The 23,514-nt window shown below is 61.6% G+C and carries 27 protein-coding genes; 12 read left to right on the forward strand and 15 right to left on the reverse strand.

Translation table 11 applies throughout. The features are described 5' to 3' along the window. Nucleotides 1-24: 24 nt before the first annotated feature. Nucleotides 25-813, reverse strand: a complete 789-nt coding sequence (locus tag AC3WTM_RS06185) for a YfaP family protein (protein WP_102670752.1) — start codon at nucleotides 811-813, stop codon at nucleotides 25-27. 409 nt (nucleotides 814-1,222) lie between these two features. Here AC3WTM_RS06185 and AC3WTM_RS06190 point away from each other — a divergent pair, with 409 nt between their 5' ends. The 4 genes from AC3WTM_RS06190 to AC3WTM_RS06205 all read left to right on the forward strand — a co-directional run bounded on the left by AC3WTM_RS06190 (nucleotide 1,223) and on the right by AC3WTM_RS06205 (nucleotide 6,374). Continuing rightward, entirely contained in the window at nucleotides 1,223-1,465 is a 243-nt protein-coding gene (locus AC3WTM_RS06190; RefSeq protein WP_007970180.1) for an exodeoxyribonuclease VII small subunit, read from the forward strand. Continuing rightward, nucleotides 1,462-2,349, forward strand: coding sequence for a (2E,6E)-farnesyl diphosphate synthase (gene ispA, locus AC3WTM_RS06195; RefSeq protein WP_102670751.1), 888 nt, complete (start codon nucleotides 1,462-1,464; stop codon nucleotides 2,347-2,349). The genes AC3WTM_RS06190 and ispA overlap by 4 nt, the downstream gene beginning before the upstream one ends. A 91-nt stretch (nucleotides 2,350-2,440) precedes the next feature. Beyond that, nucleotides 2,441-4,339, forward strand: a complete 1,899-nt coding sequence (gene dxs / locus AC3WTM_RS06200) for a 1-deoxy-D-xylulose-5-phosphate synthase (RefSeq protein WP_102670750.1) — start codon at nucleotides 2,441-2,443, stop codon at nucleotides 4,337-4,339. Nucleotides 4,340-4,496: 157 nt separating this feature from the next. Next, nucleotides 4,497-6,374 (forward strand): TonB-dependent receptor domain-containing protein, encoded by a 1,878-nt coding sequence (locus AC3WTM_RS06205; protein ID WP_102670749.1) that lies wholly within the window; start codon nucleotides 4,497-4,499, stop codon nucleotides 6,372-6,374. Nucleotides 6,375-6,439: 65 nt separating this feature from the next. Here AC3WTM_RS06205 and AC3WTM_RS06210 read toward each other — a convergent pair whose 3' ends face one another. The 11 genes from AC3WTM_RS06210 to nrdR all read right to left on the reverse strand — a co-directional run bounded on the left by AC3WTM_RS06210 (nucleotide 6,440) and on the right by nrdR (nucleotide 14,480). Beyond that, on the reverse strand, nucleotides 6,440-7,240 hold the full coding sequence (locus AC3WTM_RS06210) for a cobalamin-binding protein (RefSeq protein WP_102670748.1): 801 nt from the start codon (nucleotides 7,238-7,240) through the stop codon (nucleotides 6,440-6,442). After that, entirely contained in the window at nucleotides 7,240-7,659 is a 420-nt protein-coding gene (locus AC3WTM_RS06215) for an MFS transporter (protein WP_102670747.1), read from the reverse strand. The genes AC3WTM_RS06210 and AC3WTM_RS06215 overlap by 1 nt, the downstream gene beginning before the upstream one ends. Next, nucleotides 7,656-8,273, reverse strand: a complete 618-nt coding sequence (gene ribA, locus AC3WTM_RS06220) for a GTP cyclohydrolase II (RefSeq protein ID WP_008053837.1) — start codon at nucleotides 8,271-8,273, stop codon at nucleotides 7,656-7,658. The genes AC3WTM_RS06215 and ribA overlap by 4 nt, the downstream gene beginning before the upstream one ends. Nucleotides 8,274-8,496: 223 nt before the next feature. After that, nucleotides 8,497-9,000 (reverse strand): phosphatidylglycerophosphatase A family protein, encoded by a 504-nt coding sequence (locus AC3WTM_RS06225; protein WP_007970166.1) that lies wholly within the window; start codon nucleotides 8,998-9,000, stop codon nucleotides 8,497-8,499. Continuing rightward, nucleotides 8,997-9,962, reverse strand: a complete 966-nt coding sequence (gene thiL / locus AC3WTM_RS06230) for a thiamine-phosphate kinase (protein WP_102670746.1) — start codon at nucleotides 9,960-9,962, stop codon at nucleotides 8,997-8,999. Before thiL ends, AC3WTM_RS06225 begins: the two co-directional genes overlap by 4 nt. Before the next feature lie 23 nt (nucleotides 9,963-9,985). After that, nucleotides 9,986-10,486, reverse strand: a complete 501-nt coding sequence (nusB, locus tag AC3WTM_RS06235) for a transcription antitermination factor NusB (RefSeq protein ID WP_057713127.1) — start codon at nucleotides 10,484-10,486, stop codon at nucleotides 9,986-9,988. Then, entirely contained in the window at nucleotides 10,483-10,959 is a 477-nt protein-coding gene (gene ribH / locus AC3WTM_RS06240) for a 6,7-dimethyl-8-ribityllumazine synthase (protein ID WP_003228649.1), read from the reverse strand. The genes nusB and ribH overlap by 4 nt, the downstream gene beginning before the upstream one ends. A gap of 91 nt (nucleotides 10,960-11,050) precedes the next feature. Continuing rightward, nucleotides 11,051-12,142, reverse strand: coding sequence for a bifunctional 3,4-dihydroxy-2-butanone-4-phosphate synthase/GTP cyclohydrolase II (gene ribBA, locus AC3WTM_RS06245; protein ID WP_007970163.1), 1,092 nt, complete (start codon nucleotides 12,140-12,142; stop codon nucleotides 11,051-11,053). Between the two features lie 30 nt (nucleotides 12,143-12,172). Continuing rightward, on the reverse strand, nucleotides 12,173-12,838 hold the full coding sequence (locus AC3WTM_RS06250) for a riboflavin synthase (protein WP_102670745.1): 666 nt from the start codon (nucleotides 12,836-12,838) through the stop codon (nucleotides 12,173-12,175). 47 nt (nucleotides 12,839-12,885) lie between these two features. Further along, entirely contained in the window at nucleotides 12,886-14,019 is a 1,134-nt protein-coding gene (ribD, locus tag AC3WTM_RS06255; RefSeq protein WP_102670744.1) for a bifunctional diaminohydroxyphosphoribosylaminopyrimidine deaminase/5-amino-6-(5-phosphoribosylamino)uracil reductase RibD, read from the reverse strand. Continuing rightward, a complete protein-coding gene (nrdR, locus tag AC3WTM_RS06260) occupies nucleotides 14,016-14,480 on the reverse strand; it encodes a transcriptional regulator NrdR (RefSeq protein ID WP_003228656.1) in 465 nt (154 codons plus the stop codon). Before nrdR ends, ribD begins: the two co-directional genes overlap by 4 nt. 127 nt (nucleotides 14,481-14,607) lie before the next feature. Between nrdR and AC3WTM_RS06265 the strand changes: the two genes are divergently transcribed. Genes AC3WTM_RS06265 through trxA form a run of 3 tightly spaced genes read left to right on the forward strand, consistent with a single transcriptional unit; the run spans nucleotide 14,608 to nucleotide 16,637 of the window. After that, the gene (locus AC3WTM_RS06265; RefSeq protein ID WP_102670743.1) at nucleotides 14,608-15,072 is read left to right on the forward strand and encodes a YbaY family lipoprotein; all 465 of its coding nucleotides are present in this window, start codon (nucleotides 14,608-14,610) and stop codon (nucleotides 15,070-15,072) included. Continuing rightward, nucleotides 15,069-15,725 carry a class I SAM-dependent methyltransferase gene (locus AC3WTM_RS06270; protein ID WP_102670742.1) on the forward strand — a complete coding sequence of 219 codons (657 nt, stop codon included), beginning with the start codon at nucleotides 15,069-15,071 and terminating at the stop codon, nucleotides 15,723-15,725. Before AC3WTM_RS06265 ends, AC3WTM_RS06270 begins: the two co-directional genes overlap by 4 nt. A 39-nt stretch (nucleotides 15,726-15,764) precedes the next feature. Then, nucleotides 15,765-16,637, forward strand: coding sequence for a thioredoxin (gene trxA / locus AC3WTM_RS06275; RefSeq protein ID WP_102670741.1), 873 nt, complete (start codon nucleotides 15,765-15,767; stop codon nucleotides 16,635-16,637). 102 nt (nucleotides 16,638-16,739) lie between these two features. Here the strand turns inward: trxA and AC3WTM_RS06280 are convergent, their stop codons facing one another. Continuing rightward, entirely contained in the window at nucleotides 16,740-17,081 is a 342-nt protein-coding gene (locus AC3WTM_RS06280) for a hypothetical protein (RefSeq protein WP_102670740.1), read from the reverse strand. 135 nt (nucleotides 17,082-17,216) lie between these two features. On the opposite strand from AC3WTM_RS06280, the gene AC3WTM_RS06285 reads away from it, so the two are divergent. From AC3WTM_RS06285 to AC3WTM_RS06305, 5 genes are all read left to right on the forward strand, one after another. Further along, nucleotides 17,217-17,807, forward strand: coding sequence for a DUF2796 domain-containing protein (locus AC3WTM_RS06285; RefSeq protein ID WP_102670739.1), 591 nt, complete (start codon nucleotides 17,217-17,219; stop codon nucleotides 17,805-17,807). A 135-nt stretch (nucleotides 17,808-17,942) separates the two neighbouring features. Beyond that, nucleotides 17,943-18,653, forward strand: a complete 711-nt coding sequence (locus tag AC3WTM_RS06290; protein WP_102670820.1) for an ABC transporter ATP-binding protein — start codon at nucleotides 17,943-17,945, stop codon at nucleotides 18,651-18,653. Nucleotide 18,654: 1 nt separating this feature from the next. Beyond that, complete coding sequence (locus AC3WTM_RS06295) at nucleotides 18,655-19,920, forward strand: ABC transporter permease (protein ID WP_102670738.1); 1,266 nt, start codon at nucleotides 18,655-18,657, stop codon at nucleotides 19,918-19,920. Between the two features lie 11 nt (nucleotides 19,921-19,931). Next, nucleotides 19,932-20,450 (forward strand): DUF3299 domain-containing protein, encoded by a 519-nt coding sequence (locus AC3WTM_RS06300; protein WP_090451674.1) that lies wholly within the window; start codon nucleotides 19,932-19,934, stop codon nucleotides 20,448-20,450. Nucleotides 20,451-20,599: 149 nt separating this feature from the next. Beyond that, nucleotides 20,600-21,298 (forward strand): OmpW/AlkL family protein, encoded by a 699-nt coding sequence (locus AC3WTM_RS06305; protein ID WP_102670737.1) that lies wholly within the window; start codon nucleotides 20,600-20,602, stop codon nucleotides 21,296-21,298. A 199-nt stretch (nucleotides 21,299-21,497) separates the two neighbouring features. On the opposite strand, the gene AC3WTM_RS06310 is transcribed toward AC3WTM_RS06305, so the two are convergent. Together AC3WTM_RS06310 and AC3WTM_RS06315 are read right to left on the reverse strand one after the other, a co-directional pair. Beyond that, nucleotides 21,498-22,427, reverse strand: a complete 930-nt coding sequence (locus AC3WTM_RS06310) for an NAD-dependent epimerase/dehydratase family protein (protein WP_102670736.1) — start codon at nucleotides 22,425-22,427, stop codon at nucleotides 21,498-21,500. Then, on the reverse strand, nucleotides 22,420-23,304 hold the full coding sequence (locus tag AC3WTM_RS06315) for a sugar nucleotide-binding protein (RefSeq protein WP_008053852.1): 885 nt from the start codon (nucleotides 23,302-23,304) through the stop codon (nucleotides 22,420-22,422). Before AC3WTM_RS06315 ends, AC3WTM_RS06310 begins: the two co-directional genes overlap by 8 nt. Nucleotides 23,305-23,514 lie beyond the last annotated feature (210 nt).

Here is a 23,514-nt window from a genome sequence, read left to right on the forward strand (position 1 = left end):
TGTTCATCCGTGGAGCGGGGATGCTTAGTAGTTGAAAGTCTTGACCAGCAGCAGGTCGCCGATTGCGCGCAGGGGCACGATGAACGTCTCGCGTTTTTCATCGACGGTGTTTTCGTTGAGCACCAGGTTGATCTGCGAGGTAATCACCTCGTTCTGGTTGCTGGTCTCATCGAAGTTATAGCCGCCGCTGCCGAAGTTGCCCCAATAGTTCACGTAAACCAGATAGGTGCCACGCAGCGGTGCGGTCATGGTGAACATTTCCGGACCCGGGCCATCGACGCCGTCGGGGTCGAGGCCGCCGCCATTGGTCAAGGCCGAATGCGCCCAGAAGGCATGCTGGCCATCAGGCGTGACAATATGCAGGTCGAGTTCGGCTTTCGGATCGTCCCAACCCAGCACCACGCGAATCCGCGCCGGGGTGCGCAGGTTGTTGGCTTCATAGAATTGAACACGCTTGAGAGACTGGCCTTCGGCGCTGCGCACTTCGACGCTGTTGGAACCGGCGCCAAACGCATAGGGTCGGGCGAAACGCCCTTGTTCGTCGGTATAGAGATTCAGCGGATTGCCGTTGACCGCCAAGGTGTGCGGCCCGCGCTGGGTGCCCAGGGCCTTCAGTTGGCCTTCGATCATCGTGCGATTGCGCTGCACACCCCGGTCGATCGGCGGCGTGGGATAGGCGACTTGCGGGTTTTCCGTGCGGTCCAGCAACCCGTTGAAGCGCCAGCCGCCCACCGGCTCCGACACCTCGGCACTTGGCGCGGCCAGAACCGGCACACAGACCAACCCGATCAGCAGCAAAAGAAATGAGCGCATGTGACGCCTCCTGCCATGCATGACGAAACCTTGCGCCTGATCCTGAGCGCATTACAGATGTGGATACTGCGTTTCGTCTGAAAGACCCGTGATTGCCGAGTCGAATATGACGCGAAGGTTAGACGTGCAGGTGTTTTTTAACAATCGGGCGCATCTGGATTTGCGGGAGGAATCACAGCGCTGGGTGGACGGTGAGCCGAAAAGCATCTTCCACCCTGTAGGAGCGAGCTTGCTCGCGATGAACGCAAGGGCACCGCGTCAAATCAGACAGTACGCGTCATCGTTAACGACCATCGCGAGCAAGCTCGCTCCTACAGGAATGGGCAGCACCAAATCCCCCACTCATTTGCCCATACCCCCCCTATCTGCTAGTGTCGCGCCGGTTTAACGTCAACCGGAAATCGCCGCCATGGCCCGCAAAAAAGCTGCACTGGATTTCGAACAATCCCTCGCCGACCTGCAAACGCTGGTGGAGCGCCTGGAGAATGGCGAATTGTCGCTGGAGGACTCGCTGGCCGCTTTCGAGCAGGGCATTGGCCTGACCCGCGATTGCCAGGCAGCGCTGGCCCAGGCCGAACAAAAGGTTCAGGTGCTGCTCGAGCGTGATGGGGAGTTGGCCGAGGAACCCTTCGACGCGGATCAGCCAGAATGATTGCAGCGTACTCGGCCTCCAGCCAGGCCCGCGTCAACACAGCGCTGGAAACCCTGTTCACCGCACCGAGCCCCGAGCTGGCGCGGCTGTACGAAGCCATGCGCTACAGCGTGATGAATGGCGGCAAACGCGTCCGTCCACTGCTGGCCTACGCCGCTTGCGAAGCGTTGGGCGGCAAGGCCGAGCAAGCCAACGGTGCGGCCTGTGCGGTGGAATTGATCCACGCTTACTCGCTGGTGCATGACGATTTGCCGGCGATGGACGATGACGATCTGCGCCGCGGCCAGCCAACCACCCACAAAAAATTCGATGAAGCCTGCGCGATCCTCGCCGGTGACGGCTTGCAGAGCCTGGCCTTCAGCGCCCTGCTCGATCCACGCCTGAGCGCGTCGGATGCCGAAATCCGCCTGCAAATGGTCAGTGCCCTGGCGTTGGCGGCAGGCCCGGCGGGCATGGTTGGCGGTCAGGCCATCGACCTCGGCTCGGTCGGTCTGAAGCTCGACCAGAAAGCCCTGGAGTACATGCACCGGCACAAGACCGGCGCGCTGATCGAGGCCAGCGTCAAACTCGGCGCCCTGGCCAGTGGCCGTGCCGAGAAAGACGAACTGAAGTCCCTGCAGACTTATGCACAGGCCATCGGCCTGGCATTCCAGGTGCAGGACGACATTCTCGACGTCGAAAGCGATACCGAAACCCTCGGCAAACGCCAGGGCGCCGACATTGCCCGGGACAAACCGACCTACCCGTCCCTGCTCGGCCTCGACGCCGCCAAGGCCTATGCCCTGGAGCTGCGCGACCAGGCACTGCATGCCCTGCGACCGTTTGACGCGGCGGCCGAGCCGTTGCGTGATCTGGCCCGGTATATCGTCGATCGCCGCAGCTGACGGCAAATCCGTCAAAAAAGACCAACGCGTGGGCAGGGGACGATGCATCAGGTAAACTGCCGCATCTTTTATACCTATAACGATTCGCCTGATGCCCACGACGTTTCATGAGATTCCCCGCAAGCGCCCGACCACGCCCCTGCTCGACCGCGCGAACACGCCGGACGGCCTGCGCCGGTTAGGCGAAGCCGAGCTGGAAACCCTGGCCGATGAGTTGCGCCTGGAATTGCTCTACACGGTCGGCCAGACCGGTGGGCATTTCGGTGCAGGCCTGGGCGTGATCGAGCTGACCATCGCGCTGCATTACGTCTTCGATACCCCGGACGACCGGCTGGTGTGGGACGTGGGTCATCAGGCTTATCCACACAAGATCCTCACCGGCCGTCGCGAGCGCATGAGCTCCCTGCGCCAGAAGGACGGCGTCGCCGCCTTCCCGCGTCGTTCCGAGAGCGAGTACGACACCTTTGGCGTCGGCCACTCCAGCACCTCGATCAGTGCCGCACTGGGCATGGCGATTGCCGCCCGCCTGCAAAACAGCGAGCGCAAGGCGATCGCGGTGATCGGCGACGGCGCGTTGACCGCGGGCATGGCGTTCGAGGCGCTGAACCATGCGCCGGAAGTGGACGCCAACATGCTGGTGATCCTCAATGACAACGACATGTCGATCTCGCGCAACGTTGGTGGCTTGTCGAACTACCTGGCGAAGATCCTTTCCAGCCGCACCTACGCGAGCATGCGCGAAGGCAGCAAGAAAGTGCTGTCGCGCCTGCCCGGTGCCTGGGAAATCGCTCGCCGGACCGAAGAATATGCCAAAGGCATGCTGGTTCCCGGCACGCTATTCGAAGAACTGGGCTGGAACTACATCGGCCCAATCGATGGCCACGACCTGCCGACCCTGATCGCCACCCTGCGCAACATGCGCGATCTGAAAGGCCCGCAGTTCCTGCACGTCGTCACCAAGAAAGGCAAAGGCTTCGCCCCGGCGGAAGTCGACCCGATCGGTTACCACGCCATCACCAAACTCGAACCGCTGAACGCCCCGGCCGCCGCGCCGAAAAAGGCCAGCGGCCCCAAGTACTCCGGTGTGTTCGGCGAGTGGCTGTGCGACATGGCGGCGGCCGATCCGCGGCTGGTCGGGATTACACCGGCGATGAAGGAAGGCTCGGATCTGGTCGCTTTCAGCGAACGCTTCCCGCTGCGCTACTTCGACGTCGCCATTGCCGAGCAGCACGCCGTCACTCTCGCGGCCGGCATGGCCTGCGAAGGCGCAAAACCCGTGGTAGCGATTTATTCGACTTTCCTGCAGCGCGGCTACGACCAGTTGGTGCATGACGTCGCGGTGCAGAACCTCGACGTGCTGTTCGCCATCGACCGCGCAGGCCTGGTCGGCGAAGACGGCCCAACCCACGCCGGCAGCTTCGATTTGTCGTTTCTGCGCTGCGTCCCCGGCATGCTGGTGATGACCCCGAGCGATGAAAACGAGCTGCGCAAGATGCTCACCACCGGCCACCTGTACGAAGGCCCGGCGGCAGTGCGTTACCCTCGCGGCAACGGCCCGAACGCGACCATCGAGAAAGACCTCGAACCGATCGAGATCGGCAAGGGCGTAGTCCGCCGCCAGGGCAGCAAAGTCGCCCTGCTGGTGTTCGGCGTGCAACTGGCCGAAGCCCTGAAAGTCGCCGAGACGCTGGACGCAACCGTGGTCGACATGCGTTTCGTCAAACCGCTGGATGAAGAACTGGTTCGCGAAATCGCTGGCAGCCACGAGCTACTGGTCACTGTCGAAGAAAACGCGATCATGGGCGGCGCCGGTGGCGCGGTCAGCGAATTCCTCGCCCGCGAAAACATCCTCAAGTCGATGCTGCACCTGGGCTTGCCGGACATTTACGTCGAACACGCCAAGCCTGCGCAAATGCTGGCTGAGTGTGGGTTGGATGAAGCCGGGATCGAGGCTTCGATCCGCGAGCGCCTGCAACTGCTCAACATCTAAACGCAATACCCTGTGGGAGCGAGCTTGCTCGCGATGGCGGACTGTCAGTCGACTCAGATGCTGACTGATACACCGCTATCGCGAGCAAGTTCGCTCCCACAGTGGTTTTCAGCGCCTATCAAAACTGTATTCGTCTAAAAGCACCAACGGACTGCCCATGAAACTCTCTCCCTTCGCCCTGACGCTGACCCTGCTGCCGGCCGGTCAATTGCTGGCCGACACCTTCGAACGCGACCAGGCCCTGAAGCTGCCCGACGTGTTGATCAGCGCCAACCGCCAGGTCGAAGCGCGCAATGACAGCAGCGCCGCCAACACCGTGTTCACCCGCGACGACATCGATCGCCTGCAACCCGATAGCGTCACTGACCTGTTGCGTCGGGTACCGGGTGTGCAAATCTCGCAGTCCGGCGGGCGCGGCAGCATTCCGGGGGTCTACATCCGCGGCACCCAGTCGGCCCAGAGCCTGGTGCTGGTGGATGGCCAACGCATCGGCAGTTCGACCTCCGGCGACAGCAACCTGCAACACATCAATATCGAACAGGTCGAGCGCGTGGAGGTGCTGCGCGGCTCCCGCTCGGTGATTTACGGCAGCGATGCGATTGGCGGGGTGATCCAGATCTTCACCCGCCGCGGCGGTGAACAAGGCCTGCAACCGCGCATGCACACCGGTTTTGGCAGTAATCAGACCTGGGAGCGCAGCCTTGGCCTGTCCGGTGGTGATGAGCGAACCCGCTTCAACCTCGGCGCCAGCCTCGATGAAACCGCCGGGATCAATCGCACCCACGAGTCGTATCCCAGTGATGGCGATCACGACGCCTACCGCAACAAATCCCTCAGCCTGAGCCTGAGTCACGCCCTGACGGAAGACATCGAAATCGGCGCCAACCTGCTGGATAACCGTGGCAAGAGCGAGTTTGATAGTCCGTTCGGCCGTTACGATTACGTGACGGACAAGTCCTATCAACAGCAGCCCTACAACGACTTCAATGTGAGCAGCGTCAGCAGCTACATTGATGCACAGATCAATGAGGTATGGAAAACCCGCGTCGAACTCGGTCACAGCGAAAACCGCGAGACAACTCTCGACAAGCTCAGCGATGAGCGCAGTGTTTTCAATACTTACCGCGACTCGGTCAACTGGCAGAACGATCTGATGATCAACGAGCGCAACAGCCTGATGCTCGGTGGCGACTGGTACGAAGACCGGATCAACAGCACTACAGCGTTCGACGAAGACAGCCGCTGGAACCGCGCCGCGTTTATCCAGCATCGCTTTCAGGCGGACAGCTTCTCCACGGAGTTGGGCCTGCGTCACGACGATAACCAGCAGTTCGGCAGCCAGAATACCTGGAGCGGTACCTTTACCCTGCCACTGAACCCGGATAATGAAGTACTGGTGAGTTACAGCGAGGGCTTCCGTGCGCCGACGTTCAACGACTTGTATTACCCGAAATACAACAACCCCGACCTGAAGCCTGAAACCTCGAAAAGCTATGAACTGCAATGGCGCAGCCAATTATCCGAGAGCAGTCGCTTAGAAGCGTCGCTGTATCGCACAGATATTGAAGACGCAATCATCTACAGCACCCGCCCAGAGAACGTTGCTTCCGCGCGGATCAACGGTTTCGAAGCCGCACTGAAGCAGGAACTGTTCGGCTGGCAGAGCAACCTTGGCGTGGCGATCATCGACCCACGCGACCGTGATACGGGCCACACCCTGGCCCGTCGTGCGCGGCGCACCTTGAGCCTGGACCTGGACCGACAGTTCGATCGCCTGGGCCTCGGCGCCAGTTGGCAAGCGGTCAGCAGCAGCTATGACGACTTGAACAATCAACAGTCGTTGGGTGGTTATGCCCTGTTGGGGTTGCGCAGCAATTGGGAGCTCAATCGCGAAATCCAGTTGGAGCTGAAGGTCGATAACCTGCTGGACAAAGGTTACAGCCGGGCGTTGTACAGCTACCAAGGTAGCCAGTATGGGTATCGCGAGGAAGGTCGGGCGTGGATGTTCGGAGTGACCTGGACACCAGAGATCTGATCAAAAATAAGAGGTGTGTGGACCGGCCTCATCGCGAGCAAGCTCGCGATGAAAGCACCTCGGTCTCAGCGGTCTGACGCAATCAAATGACAAAGCTTGGCGGTCGCCTCGACCATCTGCCCACTCGGCCGCTCCAGGCCTTTGTCCGTCACCAAACGCAATTGCCCTTGTGCCACCGCCGCCACCTGCGGCCAGGCTTTCCACGCATCAAGCTGCGCCTGATCGCTGGCCAGAATCACCTCGGGATTACGCTGCAATACCGCCTCCACACTGACTTGCGGTGCCGGCAGCTTCAGGTCGGCAAACACGTTTTGCGCACCGCAGGCCTCCAGCGCATCGCTGATGATCTGCTCGCCGCCAACCGTATACAGCGGTCGATCCCAGACCTGATAGAACACTCGTAACGGCTTGTCCCGGCGATAGCGCTGGCGCAATTCATCCAGCCGCTGACGTAGATCGTTGGCCAATGAAATTCCACGTTCAGGCCGATCGAGCTGAGCGGCAATGGCCTCGATCTGTGCGGCGAGTTGGTCCAGGCTGCGGGGTTCGGCGACGAAGATGGGAATATTCAGTCGCTTGAGCTGGTCACGCTGGGCCGGGCCGACACTACCGGGCCATAGCAGCAACAGATCGGGCTTCAGGCTGAGCAAACGCTCCATATCCAGCTGGCCATAGCGGCCAACGGAGGGTAGGTCCTTGAGTTCGGCAGGTCGCTCACCGGCGTCCAGCACACCGACCAGGAGGTCGGCGGAGTCCAGTTCAACGACGATTTCAGAGAGCGATGGTGCGAGGCTGACAACCCGTTCGACCGCAACGGCCGAGCCACTGGCGGCCAGCAGCAACACCGCCAGCCAGAGCACGCGCATCAACCGAGTTGACGCGGAATACGATAGAGGTAGAACAACACGGCCGTCGACAGTGCCAGCAGCATCAGCGGCACGGCTTCGAGACCGACGAACACCGCCAGGGCAGCGATCCAGGCCGGTAGCCCGGCAGCCAGGAACGCCTTGCGCCGCTTGGTCGCCAGACTGATCCAGGCAGCAGGTTCTTCAGGGGTATCGACGGCTTTGTGGGTGGCGATCAGTGCATGTTTGTAGGCGCCGAAAAACTTCAGGCTGACAAACATCGAGGCAACTCCGGCGATGAACAACGGCATCGCCAGCACCGGCAGAATGGCTTCGCTTTGGCCGAACACCGCGTTGATCACAAACAGCGGCAACAAGGCCAGTGCCAGGTATTGCCACCAGTTGACGGACAGCCGCCGCCGCACCTGACCGCGGGTCACGCCCGGTCTACCTCGCCCTGATGCTCATTGCCCATCATGTGATCGAGCTTGCTGGCCTTGGTCGCCAGGTAGAGTCGGTTATGCGGATTGTGGCCGGTGTGCAGCGGCACGCGCTCGGCGACCACGATACCCATGTCGGTCAAGGCTTTGACCTTGCGCGGGTTGTTGGTCATCAGGCGCAGTGACTTCACGCCCAGATGTTCCAGCATCGGCAGGCACATGGCGTAGTCACGCTGGTCGGCGGCAAAGCCCAGGCGTTCGTTGGCTTCAACGGTGTCGGCGCCACCGTCCTGCAGCTCATAGGCGCGGATCTTGTTCAGCAGACCAATGCCCCGGCCTTCCTGACGCAGGTAGAGCAATACGCCACGACCTTCGCGGGCGATGGCCTGCAAGGCGGCCTCCAGTTGCGAGCCGCAGTCGCAACGCTGGCTGAACAGGGCATCCCCCGTCAGGCATTCGGAGTGCAACCGGCCGAGTACCGGGGCACCATCGTCGAATTCACCCAGGCTCAGCACAACGTGCTCGCGGCCGGTGGCTTCATCGAGAAAGCCATGCATGGTGAATTGCGCAAAAGGCGTTGGCAGCTTGGAAGCGGCGACAAAAACGACAGGCACCGGTGTGCTCCTGATCTAAAAGTCTGAAGATTCGCAGAGCCGGCATTGTAACAGCAGGTTCCGGAGGACGCTTAGGCTGAATTATCGGCGATAACTATCAAAATGTTTGATATACGCCGCACCACAATCAATGTGGGAGCAACTGCCTTCACCATTCCACTCGTCACCGCCCCCCATGCCTCCACCGATCAACCGCTCTCCTGATTAACGCCTGCCCCCCCGGTCAGGCGAAAAACCACACCAGCCCCTGCATCGCCAACCAGGCGAACACCCCTGCCAGGACATCATCGAGCATGATGCCGACACCGCCATGTACGTGCCGGTCAATCCAGCGTATCGGCCATGGTTTGAGGATGTCGAAGAAGCGGAACATCAGGAAACCCGCCAGCAACCACTGCCAGCCTTCCGGCACCAGCCACAGGGTGATCCACATCCCGACCATTTCGTCCCAGACGATGCCTTCATGATCGTGTACCCGCAAATCGTCGGCCACTTTGCCGCACAGCCAGAAGCCGAACAGCATGGTGATGCCCAACATCAGCCAGTAACCCCAGTCGGGCAGCATCTGCCACAACGGAATAAAGGGCAGCGCAACCAACGACCCCCAAGTGCCGGGCGCCTTTGGCAAGGTGCCCGAGCCAAAGCCGAACGCCAGGAAATGCCATGGATTACGCCAGACCGACGGCGGTACGAATTCCGCCGGGACCTGTTTGGGATGATCTGTCACGGTGACTCCCGAAAATGTTGATAACCCCGGGTTTGCGGGGTGATGTCTTTGCCATCGGCGTCCAGCAGCTTCACGCCTTGCCCCGTCACCACTTGACCAATCACATGGATCGGCCAGCCATCGGCCAGCAATAGCGGCAACTCGACGGACGGTAAGGTGAAGACCAGGACGTAGTCGTCGCCGCCGCTCAGGGCCGCAACCTGTGCGTCCGATTGGCCAAGAAAGTCGACCAGGCTCTGCGACAGTGGCAAACGATCCCGCTCGACTTCGATACCAACCTTCGACGCCAGCGCGATATGCCCGCAATCCGCAAGCAGGCCGTCGGAGATATCCAGCGCCGAAGTGGCCTTGCCCCGTAGCGCCTGACCCAAACCGAGCTGCGGTTGTGGCGACCAGTAATGCGCCAGCAACGGCTCGGCAATGCTCGTTTCGGCGGTGCGCTGGCCGAGCACCAAGGGCAAGGCACCGGCGGCATTGCCCAGGTTGCCGCCGACACACAACAGGTCGCCCGGTTGCGCACCGCTGCGGGTCAGCGCCTGACCGGCCGGCACGCGGCCGAACACGGTCATCGTCAGGCTCAGCGGCCCACGGGTCGTGTCACCGCCCACCAGTGCCACGCTGCAGCTTTGCGCCATCTGGTTCAAACCACGGGCATAGGCTTGCAGCCAATCGGCGGTCACCGTCGGCAAGGTCAGGGCAAGGGTAAAGGCAATCGGGGTGGCACCCATGGCGGCCAGGTCGCTGACGGCCACGGCCAGCGAGCGCTGACCGAGCAGAAACGGATCGCAGGGATCGGCAAAATGCACGCCAGCCACCAACGTATCGGTAGAAATCGCCATCTGCTCCCCGGAGGGAACAGCCAGCAAGGCGCAGTCATCGCCAATCCCGAGGGCAACGCCTTCGCCGCCCTGCGCACAAGGCGCGGCGGCGAAGAAATTGCGGATCAGCTCAAACTCGCCCATCAGGTATCCTGTCCAAACGCCAATCAGCGCTTGAACGCCTTGACTTCAGCTTCACGCAGACGCGGGGCCAGCTTGTCGAGCACACCGTTGACGAACTTGTGGCCGTCGGTGGAACCGAAGACCTTGGCCAGTTCGATACCTTCGTTGATCACAACGCGGTACGGCACGTCGACGCGCTTGAGCAGCTCCCAGGTCGACAGGCGCAGAACTGCCAGTTCAACCGGGTCCAGCTCTTCGATGGTCAAGTCCAGGCATGGCGTGAGCGCGGTGTCGATTTCAGTCTTGAATTGCGGAACCCCGTGCAGGATTTCGCGGAAGTACGCGCCGTCGACATCGCTGAAATCGTTATCGACCCGGAACTGCGCTTCGATCTCGTTCAGCGACTGCTTGGCCATGTGCCATTGGTACAGCGCCTGGGTCGCGAGCTGACGGGCTTCGCGACGCTTGGCGCTTTTCGATGGCTTGCCGGCATCCGCAGGCTTTGGATCGCGCGGGTTGAAACGATCGCTTTCGTCGCTAATCACTTGGCCTCCAACTGCGCCAGCAGGCTGACCATTTCCAGAGCGGACAGGGCAGCTTCAGCACCTTTGTTGCCGGCCTTGGTTCCGGAACGCTCGATGGCTTGCTCGATGGAGTCAACGGTCAGCACGCCGAATGCAACCGGTACGCCGAACTCCATGGACACCTGGGCCAAGCCCTTGGTGCATTCGCCAGCCACGTATTCGAAGTGCGGAGTGCCGCCACGAATGACTGCGCCCAGGGCGATGATTGCCGCGAACTCGCCTTTCTGGGCGACTTTCTGCGCAACCAGCGGAATTTCGAAGGCGCCAGGTGCGCGGATGATGGTGATGTCGCTTTCGCTCACGCCGTGGCGAACCAGGGCATCAACTGCACCGCTGACCAGACTTTCAACGACGAAGCTGTTGAAACGGCCCACTACCAGAGCGTAGCGGCCTTTAGGGGCGATGAAGGTACCTTCGATGGTCTTCAGGGTCATTCGTTAGATCTCTTAAAGAGCCGGGACGCGTCTTCTACGCGCCCCTCAGTGATTTATTTGCCGCGAATTCAAGGCCGGAAACAACCGGTCATTATTCGGAGGGCACGTATTCTACAACTTCCAGATCGAAACCGGATATCGCATTAAATTTCATCGGTGCCGACATCAGGCGCATTTTGCGTACGCCAAGGTCGCGCAGGATCTGCGAACCGGCACCGACAGTGCTGTAGGTGGTCGGTTTTTTCACGGCCGCGTGATCGGCGGTTTCACGGATATGCGCCAGCAAGACGTCGCCATCGAGCGGGTGACCGAGCAACAGCACCACGCCGCTACCGGCCTCGGCAACCGCGGACATGGCGGCGCGCAGGCTCCAGCGGCCCGGTTGCTTGACCATCAGCAGGTCACGCAGCGGGTCCATGTTGTGCACGCGAACCAGGGTCGGCTCTTCGGCACACACGTTGCCCAGGGTCAGAGCCATGTGCACGTCGCCTTCCACGGAATCACGATAGGTCACCAGGTTGAATTGGCCCAGTTCGCTGTCCAGTGGCTGCTCGGCAATCCGCTGAACGGTACGTTCGTGGATCATCCGGTAGTGAATCAGGTCGGCGATCGTGCCGATCTTGATGTCGTGTTCGGCGGCAAAGGCTTCCAGCTCAGCGCGACGGGACATGGTGCCGTCGTCGTTCATCACTTCGCAGATCACCCCGCTCGGCTCGAAACCGGCCATGCGCGCCAGGTCGCACGCCGCTTCGGTGTGGCCAGCACGGGCCAGGGTGCCGCCGGCCTGGGCCATCAGCGGGAAGATGTGGCCCGGGCTGACGATGTCTTCAGCCTTGGCATCACGGGCGGCGGCGGCCTGCACGGTGCGCGCACGGTCGGCGGCGGAAATGCCGGTGGTCACGCCGGTGGCCGCTTCGATCGATACGGTGAACTTGGTGCCGAAACCGGACCCGTTGCGCGGCGCCATCAACGGCAGCTTGAGCAGTTCGCAGCGCTCGCGGCTCATCGGCATGCAGATCAGGCCACGGGCGTGCTTGGCCATGAAGTTGATGTGCTCGGGCTTGCAGCACTCGGCGGCCATGATCAGGTCGCCTTCGTTCTCGCGGTCTTCGTCATCCATGAGGATGACCATCTTGCCTTGGCGGATGTCTTCAACCAGTTCTTCGATGCTATTGAGCGCCACAAGGCACCCCCCTTCTTTCGAAATTAGAGCTCAGGATTTGAGGTAGCCGTTTTGGGCCAGAAAGCTTTCGGTAATGGTGCTGCCGACAGTCGGCTCTGCGGCCTTGTCGCCCAGCAGCAGACGCTCCAGGTAACGGGCCAGCAAGTCCACTTCCAGGTTCACCCGGCGGCCTGGCTGGTACGACGCCATGATGGTTTCGCTCAGGGTGTGGGGAATGATGGTCAGCAGGAACTCGGCGCCATCGACTGCGTTCACGGTGAGGCTGGTGCCGTCGACGGTGATCGAGCCTTTATGGGCGATGTACTTGGCCAGGTCCTTCGGCGCGCGAATGCGAAATTCCACGGCGCGCGCATTTTCGGTACGGGCAACCACTTCGCCCACGCCGTCGACGTGACCGCTGACCAGATGCCCGCCGAGGCGAGTGGTTGGGGTCAGGGCTTTTTCCAGATTGACCGGGCTGCCGCTTTTCAGGTCGTTCATGGCGGTGCAATCGAGGGTTTCTCGGCTGACGTCCGCCGCAAAGCCATTGCCTGGCAACTCGACGGCAGTCAGGCACACGCCGTTGACCGCGATGCTGTCACCCAGTTTGACGTCGCTCAGGTCGAGCTTGCCGGTTTCGACGTGTACCCGCACATCACCGCCCTTTGGGGTCAATGCACGAATACTGCCGATGGATTCGATGATGCCGGTAAACATGAGGTTCTCCTCGAGAACAAAGCCAAAGCTTGCGCGATGGCCGGAAATTATACGCTTGCTACTGGCAAAGGAATGGCGATGACTCGCCAGTCATCGCCAACGGCACGAATTTCGATGATTTTGAGCTCGGGCGCATCCTTCATTTGCACGAGCGGCCAGTCCAGCAGCGGCCGCGCCGAGGAACCCAGGAACTTGCCGGCAATGAAAATCTGGAACTCGTCCACCAGACCGAGTTGGGCAAAGGCACCTGCCAGGCGCGGGCCGGCCTCGACCAGCACTTCGTTGACGCCACGGGTTGCGAGTTCAACCAATAGCTGACGCAGATCGACCTGACCGTCGTAGCCCGGCACGATCAGGCACTCCGGACCGTTGGCATATTGCTCTTCAACCGCCACGCAGGTGGCGACCAGCGCCGGGCCTGCCTTGAAGAACGGTGCATCCAGCGGCACCCGCAGGCGGCCGTCGACCAACACCCGCAGCGGCGGACGGCTCATGACCAAGGCTGTTTGCTCTGCATCCAGCCCCAACTCATCGGCGCGCACGGTCAACCGTGCGTTGTCCGCCAGCACCGTATCGGCGCCGGTCAGTACCACACTGGCTTGGGCGCGCAGACGCTGAACCGCCGAGCGCGCCGCCGGGCCGGTGATCCACTGGCTTTCGCCGCTTTCCATGGCGGTTCGCCCGTCGAGGCTCATGGCCAACTTGACCCGCACGAACGGCAAGCCGTGTTCCATGCGTTTCAGAAAGCCTTGATTAAGCTTGCGCGCCTCGCTTTCCAACACGCCGCTTTCGGTGGCGATACCGGCCTGTGTCAGGCGTTGCAGACCGCGACCGGCGACTTCCGGGTTCGGGTCCTGCATCGCCGCGACCACGCGGGCCACACCGGCATTGACCAGTGCATCGGCACAGGGCGGTGTACGGCCGTGATGGCTGCAAGGCTCAAGTGTCACGTAAGCGGTGGCGCCACGAGCCTGCTCACCGGCCGCGCGCAGGGCGTGGACTTCAGCGTGGGGCTCACCGGCGCGCTCGTGCCAGCCTTCGCCGACAATCTGCCCACCCTGCACGATCACGCAACCGACCCGCGGATTGGGGTGCGTCGTGTAATGCCCCTTGCGCGCCAATTCCAGGGCACGGGCCATGAATTGGGCGTCGAGGATGGCTTGTTCGGCGCAAGTGGTCATTCTTTCACCGGTTCACGGGCCAGGCGATCAATCTCTTCGCGGAACTCGTTGAGGTCCTGGAAGCGGCGATACACCGAAGCGAAGCGGATGTAGGCGACTTCGTCGAGCTTCTGCAGCTCGGCCATCACCAGTTCGCCGACCACGAGGGATTTGACCTCGCGTTCGCCGGTGGCGCGCAGTTTGTGTTTGATGTGCACCAGCGACGACTCGAGCCGCTCGACACTCACCGGGCGCTTTTCCAGCGCGCGCTGCATGCCGGCGCGGAGTTTTTCTTCGTCGAACGGCTGGCGACTGCCGTCGGTTTTGATCAGGCGCGGCAACACCAGTTCAGCCGTCTCGAACGTCGTGAAACGCTCGCCGCAGGCCAGGCATTCACGCCGGCGGCGCACCTGTTCGCCCTCGGCGACCAGACGCGAGTCGATGACCTTGGTGTCGTTGGCACCGCAGAAGGGACAGTGCATGGTGGCAGGCAACAAAAAAAGGGAGGGCCATGGTAGCGCATCCCCGTGGCAAGACAAGCCATAGGGTTTGCGGTATACAGACGGGATGATCACTTGATCCATGGAATTCAGCGTTATGGAGCCACCAATGTCGTTACGTCCGCTCATTTTGCTCAGCGTTTTCAGCCTGCTGGTGGCTTGCAGCAGCGATGCGCCCAAGCCCCAGTCGCCAACGCCTGGCCCGGCGCCGCAGCAAGCGCAGAAGAAAGCCCGGGAGGCCGCCGCACTTGGCCCGCTGCCAGCCCATCAGCGTGAACTGAGCGGCACCTTGCAAGGCGTTCCAGCTGGCGCTGAAGTCGAACTGGCATTGCTGGTGATCGACGATAAGGACCGCCCGCAACAATTGCTCGCCAGTTCCAGCCTGATCGGCAACAACCAGGTGCTGCCGTTTCACCTGCGCTTCAATCCGCAATCCTTCCCGGCCGGGGCCCGCGTTGAACTGCGAGGCCGCGCCAGTCAGTCCGGGCAGTTGATCCTGCACCTGCCGTCGCAACTGATTACCCAGCCGACCACCCAGGCCCTGGGCCAACTGCAATTCGTCAAAGCCCCATGAGTGCACCGCTCGACCTGCAAAAGGCGTTGAGTGAACTGCTCGGTGATGCGCAATTAGTCGCCTGTGAGTTACCAGGGACCGACCTGAAGTTGTGGCTGATCGACGGCAACAACATGGACCGCGCCTTCAGCCCGGAAGAGACCCGGCGGATTTTGCATGAGCCGCCGTACTGGAGTTTCTGCTGGGCCAGCGGTCTGGCCGTGGCCCGTTATCTGGCCGACAACCCGCATTGGGTCGAAGGCAAGCGGGTGCTGGATTTTGGCGCCGGCTCTGGCGTGGCGGGGATTGCCGCTGCCAAAGCCGGCGCGCTCGAAGTGCTGGCCTGCGACCTCGACCCGCTGGCGATTGCCGCGTGTCGGGCCAATGCCGAGCTCAATGACGTAGAGCTCAACTACTCGACGGATTTTTTCGCCGAGGCCGATCGCTTCGATCTGATCCTGGTGGCGGATGTGCTGTACGACCGGGCCAACCTGCCACTGCTCGACCAGTTCCTCAGCCGCGGCCGAGAGGCGCTTGTGGCGGATTCCCGAGTGCGGGACTTTCGCCATCCGCTATATCGGCGCATAGACATGCTGGAGGCGATGACCCTGCCGGATCTGGCCGAGCCCCACGAGTTTCGGCATGTGAGCCTCTACCACGCCGCCCGCGCCTGACCGTATAGTTGCCCCATTCACGCTTTTACGAGATCCCCCATGAGTCAGGAAACGCCGTACATCTTCGACGCCACGACTGCCGATTTCGACCAGTCGGTGATCGAGAACTCTTTCCACAAGCCGGTGCTGGTGGATTTCTGGGCCGAATGGTGCGCGCCCTGCAAAGTGCTGATGCCGATGCTGCAGAGCATTGCCGAGAGCTATCAGGGTGAGTTGCTGTTGGCCAAGGTCAACTGCGACATCGAACAAGACATCGTCGCCCGCTTCGGCATCCGCAGCCTGCCGACCGTGGTGCTGTTCAAGGACGGCCAGCCTGTCGATGGCTTTGCCGGTGCGCAGCCGGAGTCGGCCGTGCGTGCCCTGCTCGAACCCCATGTGCAGATGCCGCCACCGGCCGCCGCCGATCCGTTCGAACAGGCCCAGGCGCTGTTCGACGACAGCCGTTTTGCCGATGCCGAAGCGCAGCTCAAAGTGATCCTGGGTGAAGACAACACTAACGCCAAGGCACTGATCCTGTACGCCCGCTGCCTGACCGAGCGCGGTGAACTGGGCGAAGCGCAAACCGTGCTGGATGCGGTCAAGAGCGACGAGCACAAGGCCGCGCTGGCCGGCGCCAAGGCACAGATCAAGTTTCTCGGTTTGGCCAAGGACCTGCCGGATGCCGCCGACCTGAAGGCCCGACTGGCGAAAGACCCGCTGGACGATGAGGCGGTCTATCAACTGGCCATCCAGCAACTGGCCCGTCAGCAGTACGACGCCGCGCTGGATGCATTGCTGAAGTTGTTTACCCGCAACCGCAGCTACAGCGAAGGCTTGCCGCACAAGACCTTGCTGCAGGTGTTCGAGTTGTTGGGCAACGATCATCCGTTGGTCAGCACGTACCGCCGCAAGTTGTTTGCTGCGTTGTACTAAGCCGACCCTGTAGGAGCGAGCTTGCTCGCGAAAAACCTGAGAGCACCGAGGTGAATCAGGTTCCCGCGTTATCGTTGACGTCCATCGCGAGCAAACTCGCTCCTACTCCAACCAGCGATACAGCGGTGTATCCCCGCCGCTTTCCACCTTCACATCCGAACTGTGACGCAGGCGCACCAGCAGCCGTTTGCCCGATGCTGCACTGCCGGTCAGGCCTTCGAGCTGATCGAGCAGGTCCGGGCCACTGAGCTGCCCGGCCTTGCGCAGCAAATCCCGGGCGATCTGCCACAGCGCATCATCCTGGTTCAACGGTTTCGCCGTTGGCACGCTGACCGGGGTTTTTTCCACCTGCAACTGCGCCCCTAGTCGCGTCCAGTCCGCGTCGTCCATCTCCAGGGTCAAATCCACCGGCCAGTCGCCGATGCTTCCGCGAATTCGCAACATGGGTCTGCTCCCGCACATTTCTTCCCTACATGCTCCCATGGGACTTGTGCAACACCAAGCAGACAGTCAAACTCTGCGCAATTACGTTATAAGATTACATAACAATTTCTTCATTTTACTTTTCGGAGACTCGCCATGCGTCGTCTGCTTCTCGCCCTGCCGTTTGCCATGTTGCCGCTGACTGTCGCCCATGCCGCCGACGAACACGATCATGAGCATGGCAGCCTGGGTGCCCACGAACATGGTGTGGGACGCCTGAATGCGGCGCTGGACGGCAAGACCCTGGAGCTGGAACTGGAAAGCCCGGCCATGAACCTGGTGGGTTTCGAGCACGTCGCCAGCAGCGATGCCGACAAGGCTAAAGTCGCCGCTGTTCGCGCTCAGCTCGAAAAACCGCTGGCGCTGTTCAACCTTCCAACAGCCGCTGGTTGCGTGGTGGAAAACCAGGAGCTGGAAAGCCCGCTGTTCGGCGACAAGCCCGATGCCGACGATGATCACGATGAGGACGCCAAGGACGAAGACGGCCACGAACATCACCATGATCACAGCGAAATCCACGCTCACTATCAGTTCACTTGCGCCACGCCAGCGGCACTGAAGTCACTGGACCTGGCGAATATTTTCACCCGCTTCCCGGCCACCCAAAAAATTCAGGTACAACTGATCGGCCCGAGCGGGCAGCAAGGGGTTGAAGTGACGGCCAAGGCTGCCGCGCTGAAATTCTGACCCACTGTAGGAGCGAGCTTGCTCGCGATGGACGCCAACGATAACGCGGGCAACCTGATTCACCTCGGTGTTCTCAGGTTTTTCGCGAGCAAGCTCGCTCCTACAAGGGTTCACCACCAACCACACCGGTTTCACATGACCCAAGCACTCATCGAACTGTCCGACCTGGGCTTCAGCTGGCCCGGTCACCCGCCACTGCTGGACATCCCGGCGTTTCGCCTGGAGCACGGCGAAACCCTGTTCCTCAAAGGCCCGAGCGGCAGCGGCAAGACCACCCTGCTCGGTCTGCTCGGCGGCGTGCAAAAGCCTGATCGCGGCAGCATCCGCCTGCTCGGCCAGGAGCTGACGCAACTCTCGGCCGGTGCCCGCGACCACTTCCGCGTCGATCACACCGGCTACATCTTTCAGCAGTTCAACCTGCTGCCGTTTCTGTCGGTGCGTGAAAACGTCGAACTGCCCTGCCACTTCTCGAAACTACGCGCCGAACGGGCAAAACAACGCCACGGCAGCGTCGACAAAGCGGCCGCGACGCTGCTTGCCCACTTGGGTTTGAAGGATGAAAACATCCTCGGTCGCCGCGCCGATTCGTTGTCCATCGGCCAGCAGCAACGGGTCGCCGCCGCCCGCGCGCTGATCGGTCAGCCGGAACTGGTGATCGCCGACGAGCCGACCTCGGCCCTCGACTACGACGCCCGCGAGAACTTCATTCGCCTGCTGTTCGCCGAGTGCCGCGAAGCCGGCTCGAGCCTGTTGTTCGTCAGCCACGACCAGAGCCTGGCGCCGCTGTTCGACCACAACCTGTCGCTGGCCGAACTCAATCGCGCCGCTACCCCGTCCGAGGTCTGAGATGTATCTGTTTCGTCTAGCCATGGCCAGCCTGGCTAACCGTCGTTTCACCGCGATCCTCACGGCGTTCGCCATCGCCCTGTCGGTGTGCCTGTTGCTGGCAGTGGAGCGTGTGCGCACCGAAGCCAAGGCCAGTTTCGCCAGCACAATAAGCGGCACCGACCTGATCGTCGGCGCCCGCTCGGGCTCGGTGAACCTGCTGTTGTACTCGGTGTTCCGCATCGGCAACGCCACCAACAACATCCGCTGGGACAGCTTCGAACACTTCGCCAGCAACCCGAAAGTGAAGTGGGCGATCCCGATGTCCCTCGGCGACTCCCATCGCGGCTACCGGGTGATGGGCACCACCGAAGCCTACTTCGAGCATTACCAGTACGGTCGCCAGCAACACCTGCAACTGAGCGATGGCCGCGCCTTCGAAACCGACCCGTTCGAAGTGGTGCTCGGTGCCGAAGTGGCCGATGCACTGCACTACAAACTCGGTGACAAACTGGTGCTGGCCCATGGCGTGGCGGCGATCAGCCTGGTCAAGCACGACGACAAACCGTTCACTGTGGTCGGCATTCTCAAGCGCACCGGCACACCGGTGGACCGCACGCTGCACATCAGCCTCGGTGGCATGGAAGCGATTCACATCGACTGGCATAACGGCGTGCCGGCCCGGGGCGAGGGCCGCATCACGGCTGATCAGGCGCGCAATATGGACCTCACGCCGCAAGCGATCACCGCGTTCATGCTCGGCCTCAACAACAAGATTTCGACCTTTGCCCTGCAACGGGAAATCAACGAATTCCGTGGCGAGCCGATGCTGGCGATCCTGCCAGGCGTGGCGTTGCAAGAGCTGTGGAGTCTGATGGGCACTGCGGAAAAAGCCTTGTTCGTGGTCTCGCTGTTTGTGGTGCTGACCGGGTTGATCGGCATGCTCACAGCGATTCTCACCAGCCTCAACGAGCGCCGTCGGGAAATGGCGATCCTGCGCTCGGTGGGCGCACGCCCCTGGCACATCGCGACGCTGTTGGTACTCGAAGCCTTTGCCCTGGCGCTATCGGGCGTGATCGCCGGTGTGGCGTTGCTGTATGTGTGCATCGCGGCGGCCCAGGGTTATGTGCAAGCCAACTACGGCCTGTTCCTGCCGCTGTCCTGGCCGAGTGAGTATGAATGGACGCTACTCGGTGGCATCCTGATCGCCGCGTTGCTGATGGGCAGCGTGCCGGCCTGGCGCGCCTATCGCCAATCCCTGGCCGATGGCTTGTCGATCCGTTTATGAGGACGTTGAAAATGCCCCGCGCTGTACTTGCGCTGTTGATGCTGGTCGCCCTGCCCCTGTGGGCGGCCCAGCCAAAAGACCTGACCTGGTCGGAGATGATCCCGCCCGACGCGCCGAAAGAAGTGCCGAACATGACGCCGTTGCATGATCTGTCGCAGATGAGCAGTACGCTCTCGGCAGAGTCGGCGCCAGCAGCCAAGCAGGACATGCCCAACGCACCGGTGGTCAAGACCCTCGACGGCCAGAATATTCGCCTGCCGGGTTACATCGTGCCGCTGGAGGTGAGCGAGGAAGGACGTACCACGGAGTTTCTGCTGGTGCCGTATTTCGGCGCCTGCATCCATGTACCGCCACCGCCGTCGAACCAGATCGTGCACGTCAAGAGCGAAGTCGGCGTGAAGCTGGACGAGTTGTATCAGCCTTACTGGATCGAAGGCGCGTTGCAGGTCAAGGCGTCCACCAGCGAGTTGGCGGATGCCGGGTATCAGATGGAGGCGGACAAGATTTATCTGTATGAACTGCCGGAGTGAATCAGGTCGTTTTGTGTCGACTGTCAGTTCATCATCAGAAACATCACAAATTCCAGTCCTTGCCACTTTCATTGAGCTGCATCAAAAGACCGAATAGTTAGCCGCCTTACCATTGGACATCAAAATTTTTAACGTCCTCTGGAGCCCCCATGAACAAGTCCATGCTCAGCGCTTCGCTGGTTGCCCTTGCGCTCGCAGCCCCGCTCGCCAATGCCTTCGAAGCTGGCGACATCCTCCTTCGCGCCGGTGCAATCACCGTCAACCCGGAAGCCGACAGCTCCAGCGTCAAGGTCGATCAAGGCCCGCTGGCGGGCGCCGACCTGGGCGGCAAGGCGACACTGAGCAGCGACACGCAACTGGGCTTGAACTTCGCCTACATGCTCACCAACCACCTGGGTATCGAACTGCTGGCGGCCACACCGTTCGAGCATGACGTGAAACTCAAGGGCACGGCCCTGAGCGCGGCCAACGGCAAACTCGGCACCCTCAAGCACCTGCCACCGACCTTGAGCCTGGTGTACTACCCGCTGGATCCGAAGTCGGCCTTCCAGCCGTACGTCGGCGGCGGCATCAACTACACCTATATCTACGACGAACACGTTGGCAGCCAGGCCCAGTCCGCCGGTTTCAGCAACTTCAAGGCGGAAAACTCCTGGGGTCTGGCGTGGCAGGTCGGTGCTGACTACATGCTGACCGATAACATCATGATCAACGCCCAGGTGCGCTACATCGACATCGATACCCGCGCCACCGTCGAGAACAACTCGATCGCACCAGGCACCCGGGCACGGGTGGACGTCGATGTAGACCCGTTCATCTACATGGTGGGTCTGGGTTACAAGTTCTAAAGAACGTTCACGTGGTGGTGAATGAGGCTTGGTGGTGAGCAGACTTAAAAATGACGGCGACTGCTGCGCAGTCGAACGGGGCGATGCGGCGATCCGACGATCCCCCTCGCCACAGGAATTACACAAGCTGTAAGTAAATTCCGGCCGTGAAAAAGGCGCCTGTAAAAAGGCGCCTTTTTCATGTCCGCATGGAAGCGATCTATCGCCCCAGCAACCGCGCCAGCCCCACACGCATCGGTGTCTGCTCCGAGGTCGTGAAGCGTTCCAACAGGCGCCGGTTGTTCGCCCGGGAATGACGAATGTCACCGGAGCGTGCCGGGCCGTAGCTCACCGGTGGCAAATTGCCGACCACGGCTTCGAGCGCTTCGAGCATTTGCTTGAGGGTCGTCGCCTGGTTCCAGCCAACGTTGACCGCACCGACTTCGACCTGGGGCATTTCGATGGCCTGCACCAGCAAGTCGACCAGGTCTTCGACGTAGACAAAATCCCGGGTCTGCTCGCCATCGCCGAACACCGTGATCGGCAAGCCCTTCAGGGCGCGCTCGCTGAAAATGCTGATCACCCCGGAGTACGGCGAGGACGGATCCTGGCGCGGGCCGTAGATGTTGAAGAAGCGGAAAATCACCGGTTCCAGCCCATGCTGGCGATGGTAGAAGTCGAAGTATTGCTCGCTGGCCAGCTTGTCCACCGCATAAGGCGTCAACGGCGCCTTGGGCGTGTCTTCGTCGATCGACTCACCTTCGCCATTGTTGCCATACACCGCCGCACTGGAGGCAAACAGCACGCGTTTGACCCCGGTCTGGCGCATGGCTTCGCAGACGTTCAGCGTGCCGATGAAATTGCTCTGGTGTGTGCGCACCGGATCGTCCACCGAGGCCTGCACCGAAGCCACGGCGGCCAGGTGTGCAACGGCGCTGCATCCGGCCATCGCCTGGGCAACCAAAGCCGCATCGGCCACGTCGCCGACGATCAGTTCGACCCTGGGATTATCCAGCGGCAGATTGCTGTGCTTGCCGGTGGACAGGTCATCGAGAATCCGCACCGCATGGCCCCTGGCAAGCAGGGCGTCAGTCAGGTGTGAACCAATGAAACCGGCACCACCGGTGATCAAAACGGGGCTGTCAGCCATGACGATAGAACCTGTCCAATAGACCGGGAAGCGCCGCACGCCAGGCGCGTGGTTTGATTCCAAAGGTGTGCAGAATTTTTTTGCAAGCCAGTACCGCGTGTTGCGGTTCTTCGGCGGCATCCGGACGCGCGGCGTGGGCCTGGGCGGTCGGGGCTTCGATGGCCAGCGGATGCAGGCTGCGGGCCTCGGTCAGAATCGCCTGCCCCAGCGCCAGCGGCGTCGTCGCCTCATGCCCGGCGTAGTGGTAGGTGCCCCACAGCGGCGCCGCGCAATCGAGTTGCTTGAGCACTGAAATGATCACGCGGGCGGCATCGTCGACTGGCGTCGGATTGCCCCGTCGGTCGTCGGCCATCAGCAGCTCTTCGGGTTGTTCGGCACGGGCGAGGAAGCGGCCAAGGGCACCATCCGGGCTGTCGTCCAGCAGCCAGCCGAAACGCAGCAGCACGTGTTGTGGGCAGGTGGCGCGCACGCTTTGCTCGATCCGCCACAGCGCCTGCCCCCGCAGGCCCAGAGGCACCGGTTCGTCTTTTTCGCTGTAGGCGGTGGCACGGGAGCCGTCGAACACGCGATAGCTGGAGGGTTGCAGCAAGACGATGTTGTGGTGCTGGCACAGTTCCGCCAGACGCTCGATCGCGCGCTCCTGGCCGGCCAGGCGCGATTCGCTCACCGCCTCGGCCTGAAACCAGTCGAAGTAGTAGGCAAGGTTGATCAATGCATCGGGACGGGTGTCGTCGAGCAGTTGTGTCAGGCTCGCGGCATCCCAGCCGTCTTCGGGTGGGCGGGGGGCGAGGAAACCGATGTCTTCCTCCGCACCGAGGCGAATCAGCGCCTGCCCAAGGGCATTTCCGCCGCCCAGTAACATAAGGCGCATTCGCATAGAGTCAGCAGGCCCAGTCTGATTGAAACGATGGCTTTATCGACATCGCGCCCAGGCGATGTCGTTGATAATTGCCGGAATCGTTGCATTTTGCGGGTTTAGTGCGCAACCGTCACCCGTAAAGTGTAGATCCGGGGGGATTTGTGGTGCTGTCACTGGCCTCATCGCGAGCAAGCTCGCTCCCACAATGGTTTTGTGTAAACCGCTCCC

Source organism: Pseudomonas sp. EU05-FHT14B02 (assembly GCF_058791055.1).

What these genes read in the sequence shown, in the direction of transcription:
- AC3WTM_RS06185 (WP_102670752.1), bottom strand. Translation starts at nt 813, where the DNA reads ATGCGCTCATTTCTTTTGCTGCTGATCGGGTTGGTCTGTGTGCCGGTT.
- AC3WTM_RS06190 (WP_007970180.1), top strand. Translation starts at nt 1,223, where the DNA reads ATGGCCCGCAAAAAAGCTGCACTGGATTTCGAACAATCCCTCGCCGAC.
- ispA (WP_102670751.1), top strand. Translation starts at nt 1,462, where the DNA reads ATGATTGCAGCGTACTCGGCCTCCAGCCAGGCCCGCGTCAACACAGCG.
- dxs (WP_102670750.1), top strand. Translation starts at nt 2,441, where the DNA reads ATGCCCACGACGTTTCATGAGATTCCCCGCAAGCGCCCGACCACGCCC.
- AC3WTM_RS06205 (WP_102670749.1), top strand. Translation starts at nt 4,497, where the DNA reads ATGAAACTCTCTCCCTTCGCCCTGACGCTGACCCTGCTGCCGGCCGGT.
- AC3WTM_RS06210 (WP_102670748.1), bottom strand. Translation starts at nt 7,240, where the DNA reads ATGCGCGTGCTCTGGCTGGCGGTGTTGCTGCTGGCCGCCAGTGGCTCG.
- thiL (WP_102670746.1), bottom strand. Translation starts at nt 9,962, where the DNA reads ATGGGCGAGTTTGAGCTGATCCGCAATTTCTTCGCCGCCGCGCCTTGT.
- ribH (WP_003228649.1), bottom strand. Translation starts at nt 10,959, where the DNA reads ATGACCCTGAAGACCATCGAAGGTACCTTCATCGCCCCTAAAGGCCGC.
- AC3WTM_RS06250 (WP_102670745.1), bottom strand. Translation starts at nt 12,838, where the DNA reads ATGTTTACCGGCATCATCGAATCCATCGGCAGTATTCGTGCATTGACC.
- ribD (WP_102670744.1), bottom strand. Translation starts at nt 14,019, where the DNA reads ATGACCACTTGCGCCGAACAAGCCATCCTCGACGCCCAATTCATGGCC.
- nrdR (WP_003228656.1), bottom strand. Translation starts at nt 14,480, where the DNA reads ATGCACTGTCCCTTCTGCGGTGCCAACGACACCAAGGTCATCGACTCG.
- AC3WTM_RS06265 (WP_102670743.1), top strand. Translation starts at nt 14,608, where the DNA reads ATGTCGTTACGTCCGCTCATTTTGCTCAGCGTTTTCAGCCTGCTGGTG.
- AC3WTM_RS06270 (WP_102670742.1), top strand. Translation starts at nt 15,069, where the DNA reads ATGAGTGCACCGCTCGACCTGCAAAAGGCGTTGAGTGAACTGCTCGGT.
- trxA (WP_102670741.1), top strand. Translation starts at nt 15,765, where the DNA reads ATGAGTCAGGAAACGCCGTACATCTTCGACGCCACGACTGCCGATTTC.
- AC3WTM_RS06280 (WP_102670740.1), bottom strand. Translation starts at nt 17,081, where the DNA reads ATGTTGCGAATTCGCGGAAGCATCGGCGACTGGCCGGTGGATTTGACC.
- AC3WTM_RS06285 (WP_102670739.1), top strand. Translation starts at nt 17,217, where the DNA reads ATGCGTCGTCTGCTTCTCGCCCTGCCGTTTGCCATGTTGCCGCTGACT.
- AC3WTM_RS06290 (WP_102670820.1), top strand. Translation starts at nt 17,943, where the DNA reads ATGACCCAAGCACTCATCGAACTGTCCGACCTGGGCTTCAGCTGGCCC.
- AC3WTM_RS06295 (WP_102670738.1), top strand. Translation starts at nt 18,655, where the DNA reads ATGTATCTGTTTCGTCTAGCCATGGCCAGCCTGGCTAACCGTCGTTTC.
- AC3WTM_RS06300 (WP_090451674.1), top strand. Translation starts at nt 19,932, where the DNA reads ATGCCCCGCGCTGTACTTGCGCTGTTGATGCTGGTCGCCCTGCCCCTG.
- AC3WTM_RS06305 (WP_102670737.1), top strand. Translation starts at nt 20,600, where the DNA reads ATGAACAAGTCCATGCTCAGCGCTTCGCTGGTTGCCCTTGCGCTCGCA.
- AC3WTM_RS06310 (WP_102670736.1), bottom strand. Translation starts at nt 22,427, where the DNA reads ATGGCTGACAGCCCCGTTTTGATCACCGGTGGTGCCGGTTTCATTGGT.
- AC3WTM_RS06315 (WP_008053852.1), bottom strand. Translation starts at nt 23,304, where the DNA reads ATGCGAATGCGCCTTATGTTACTGGGCGGCGGAAATGCCCTTGGGCAG.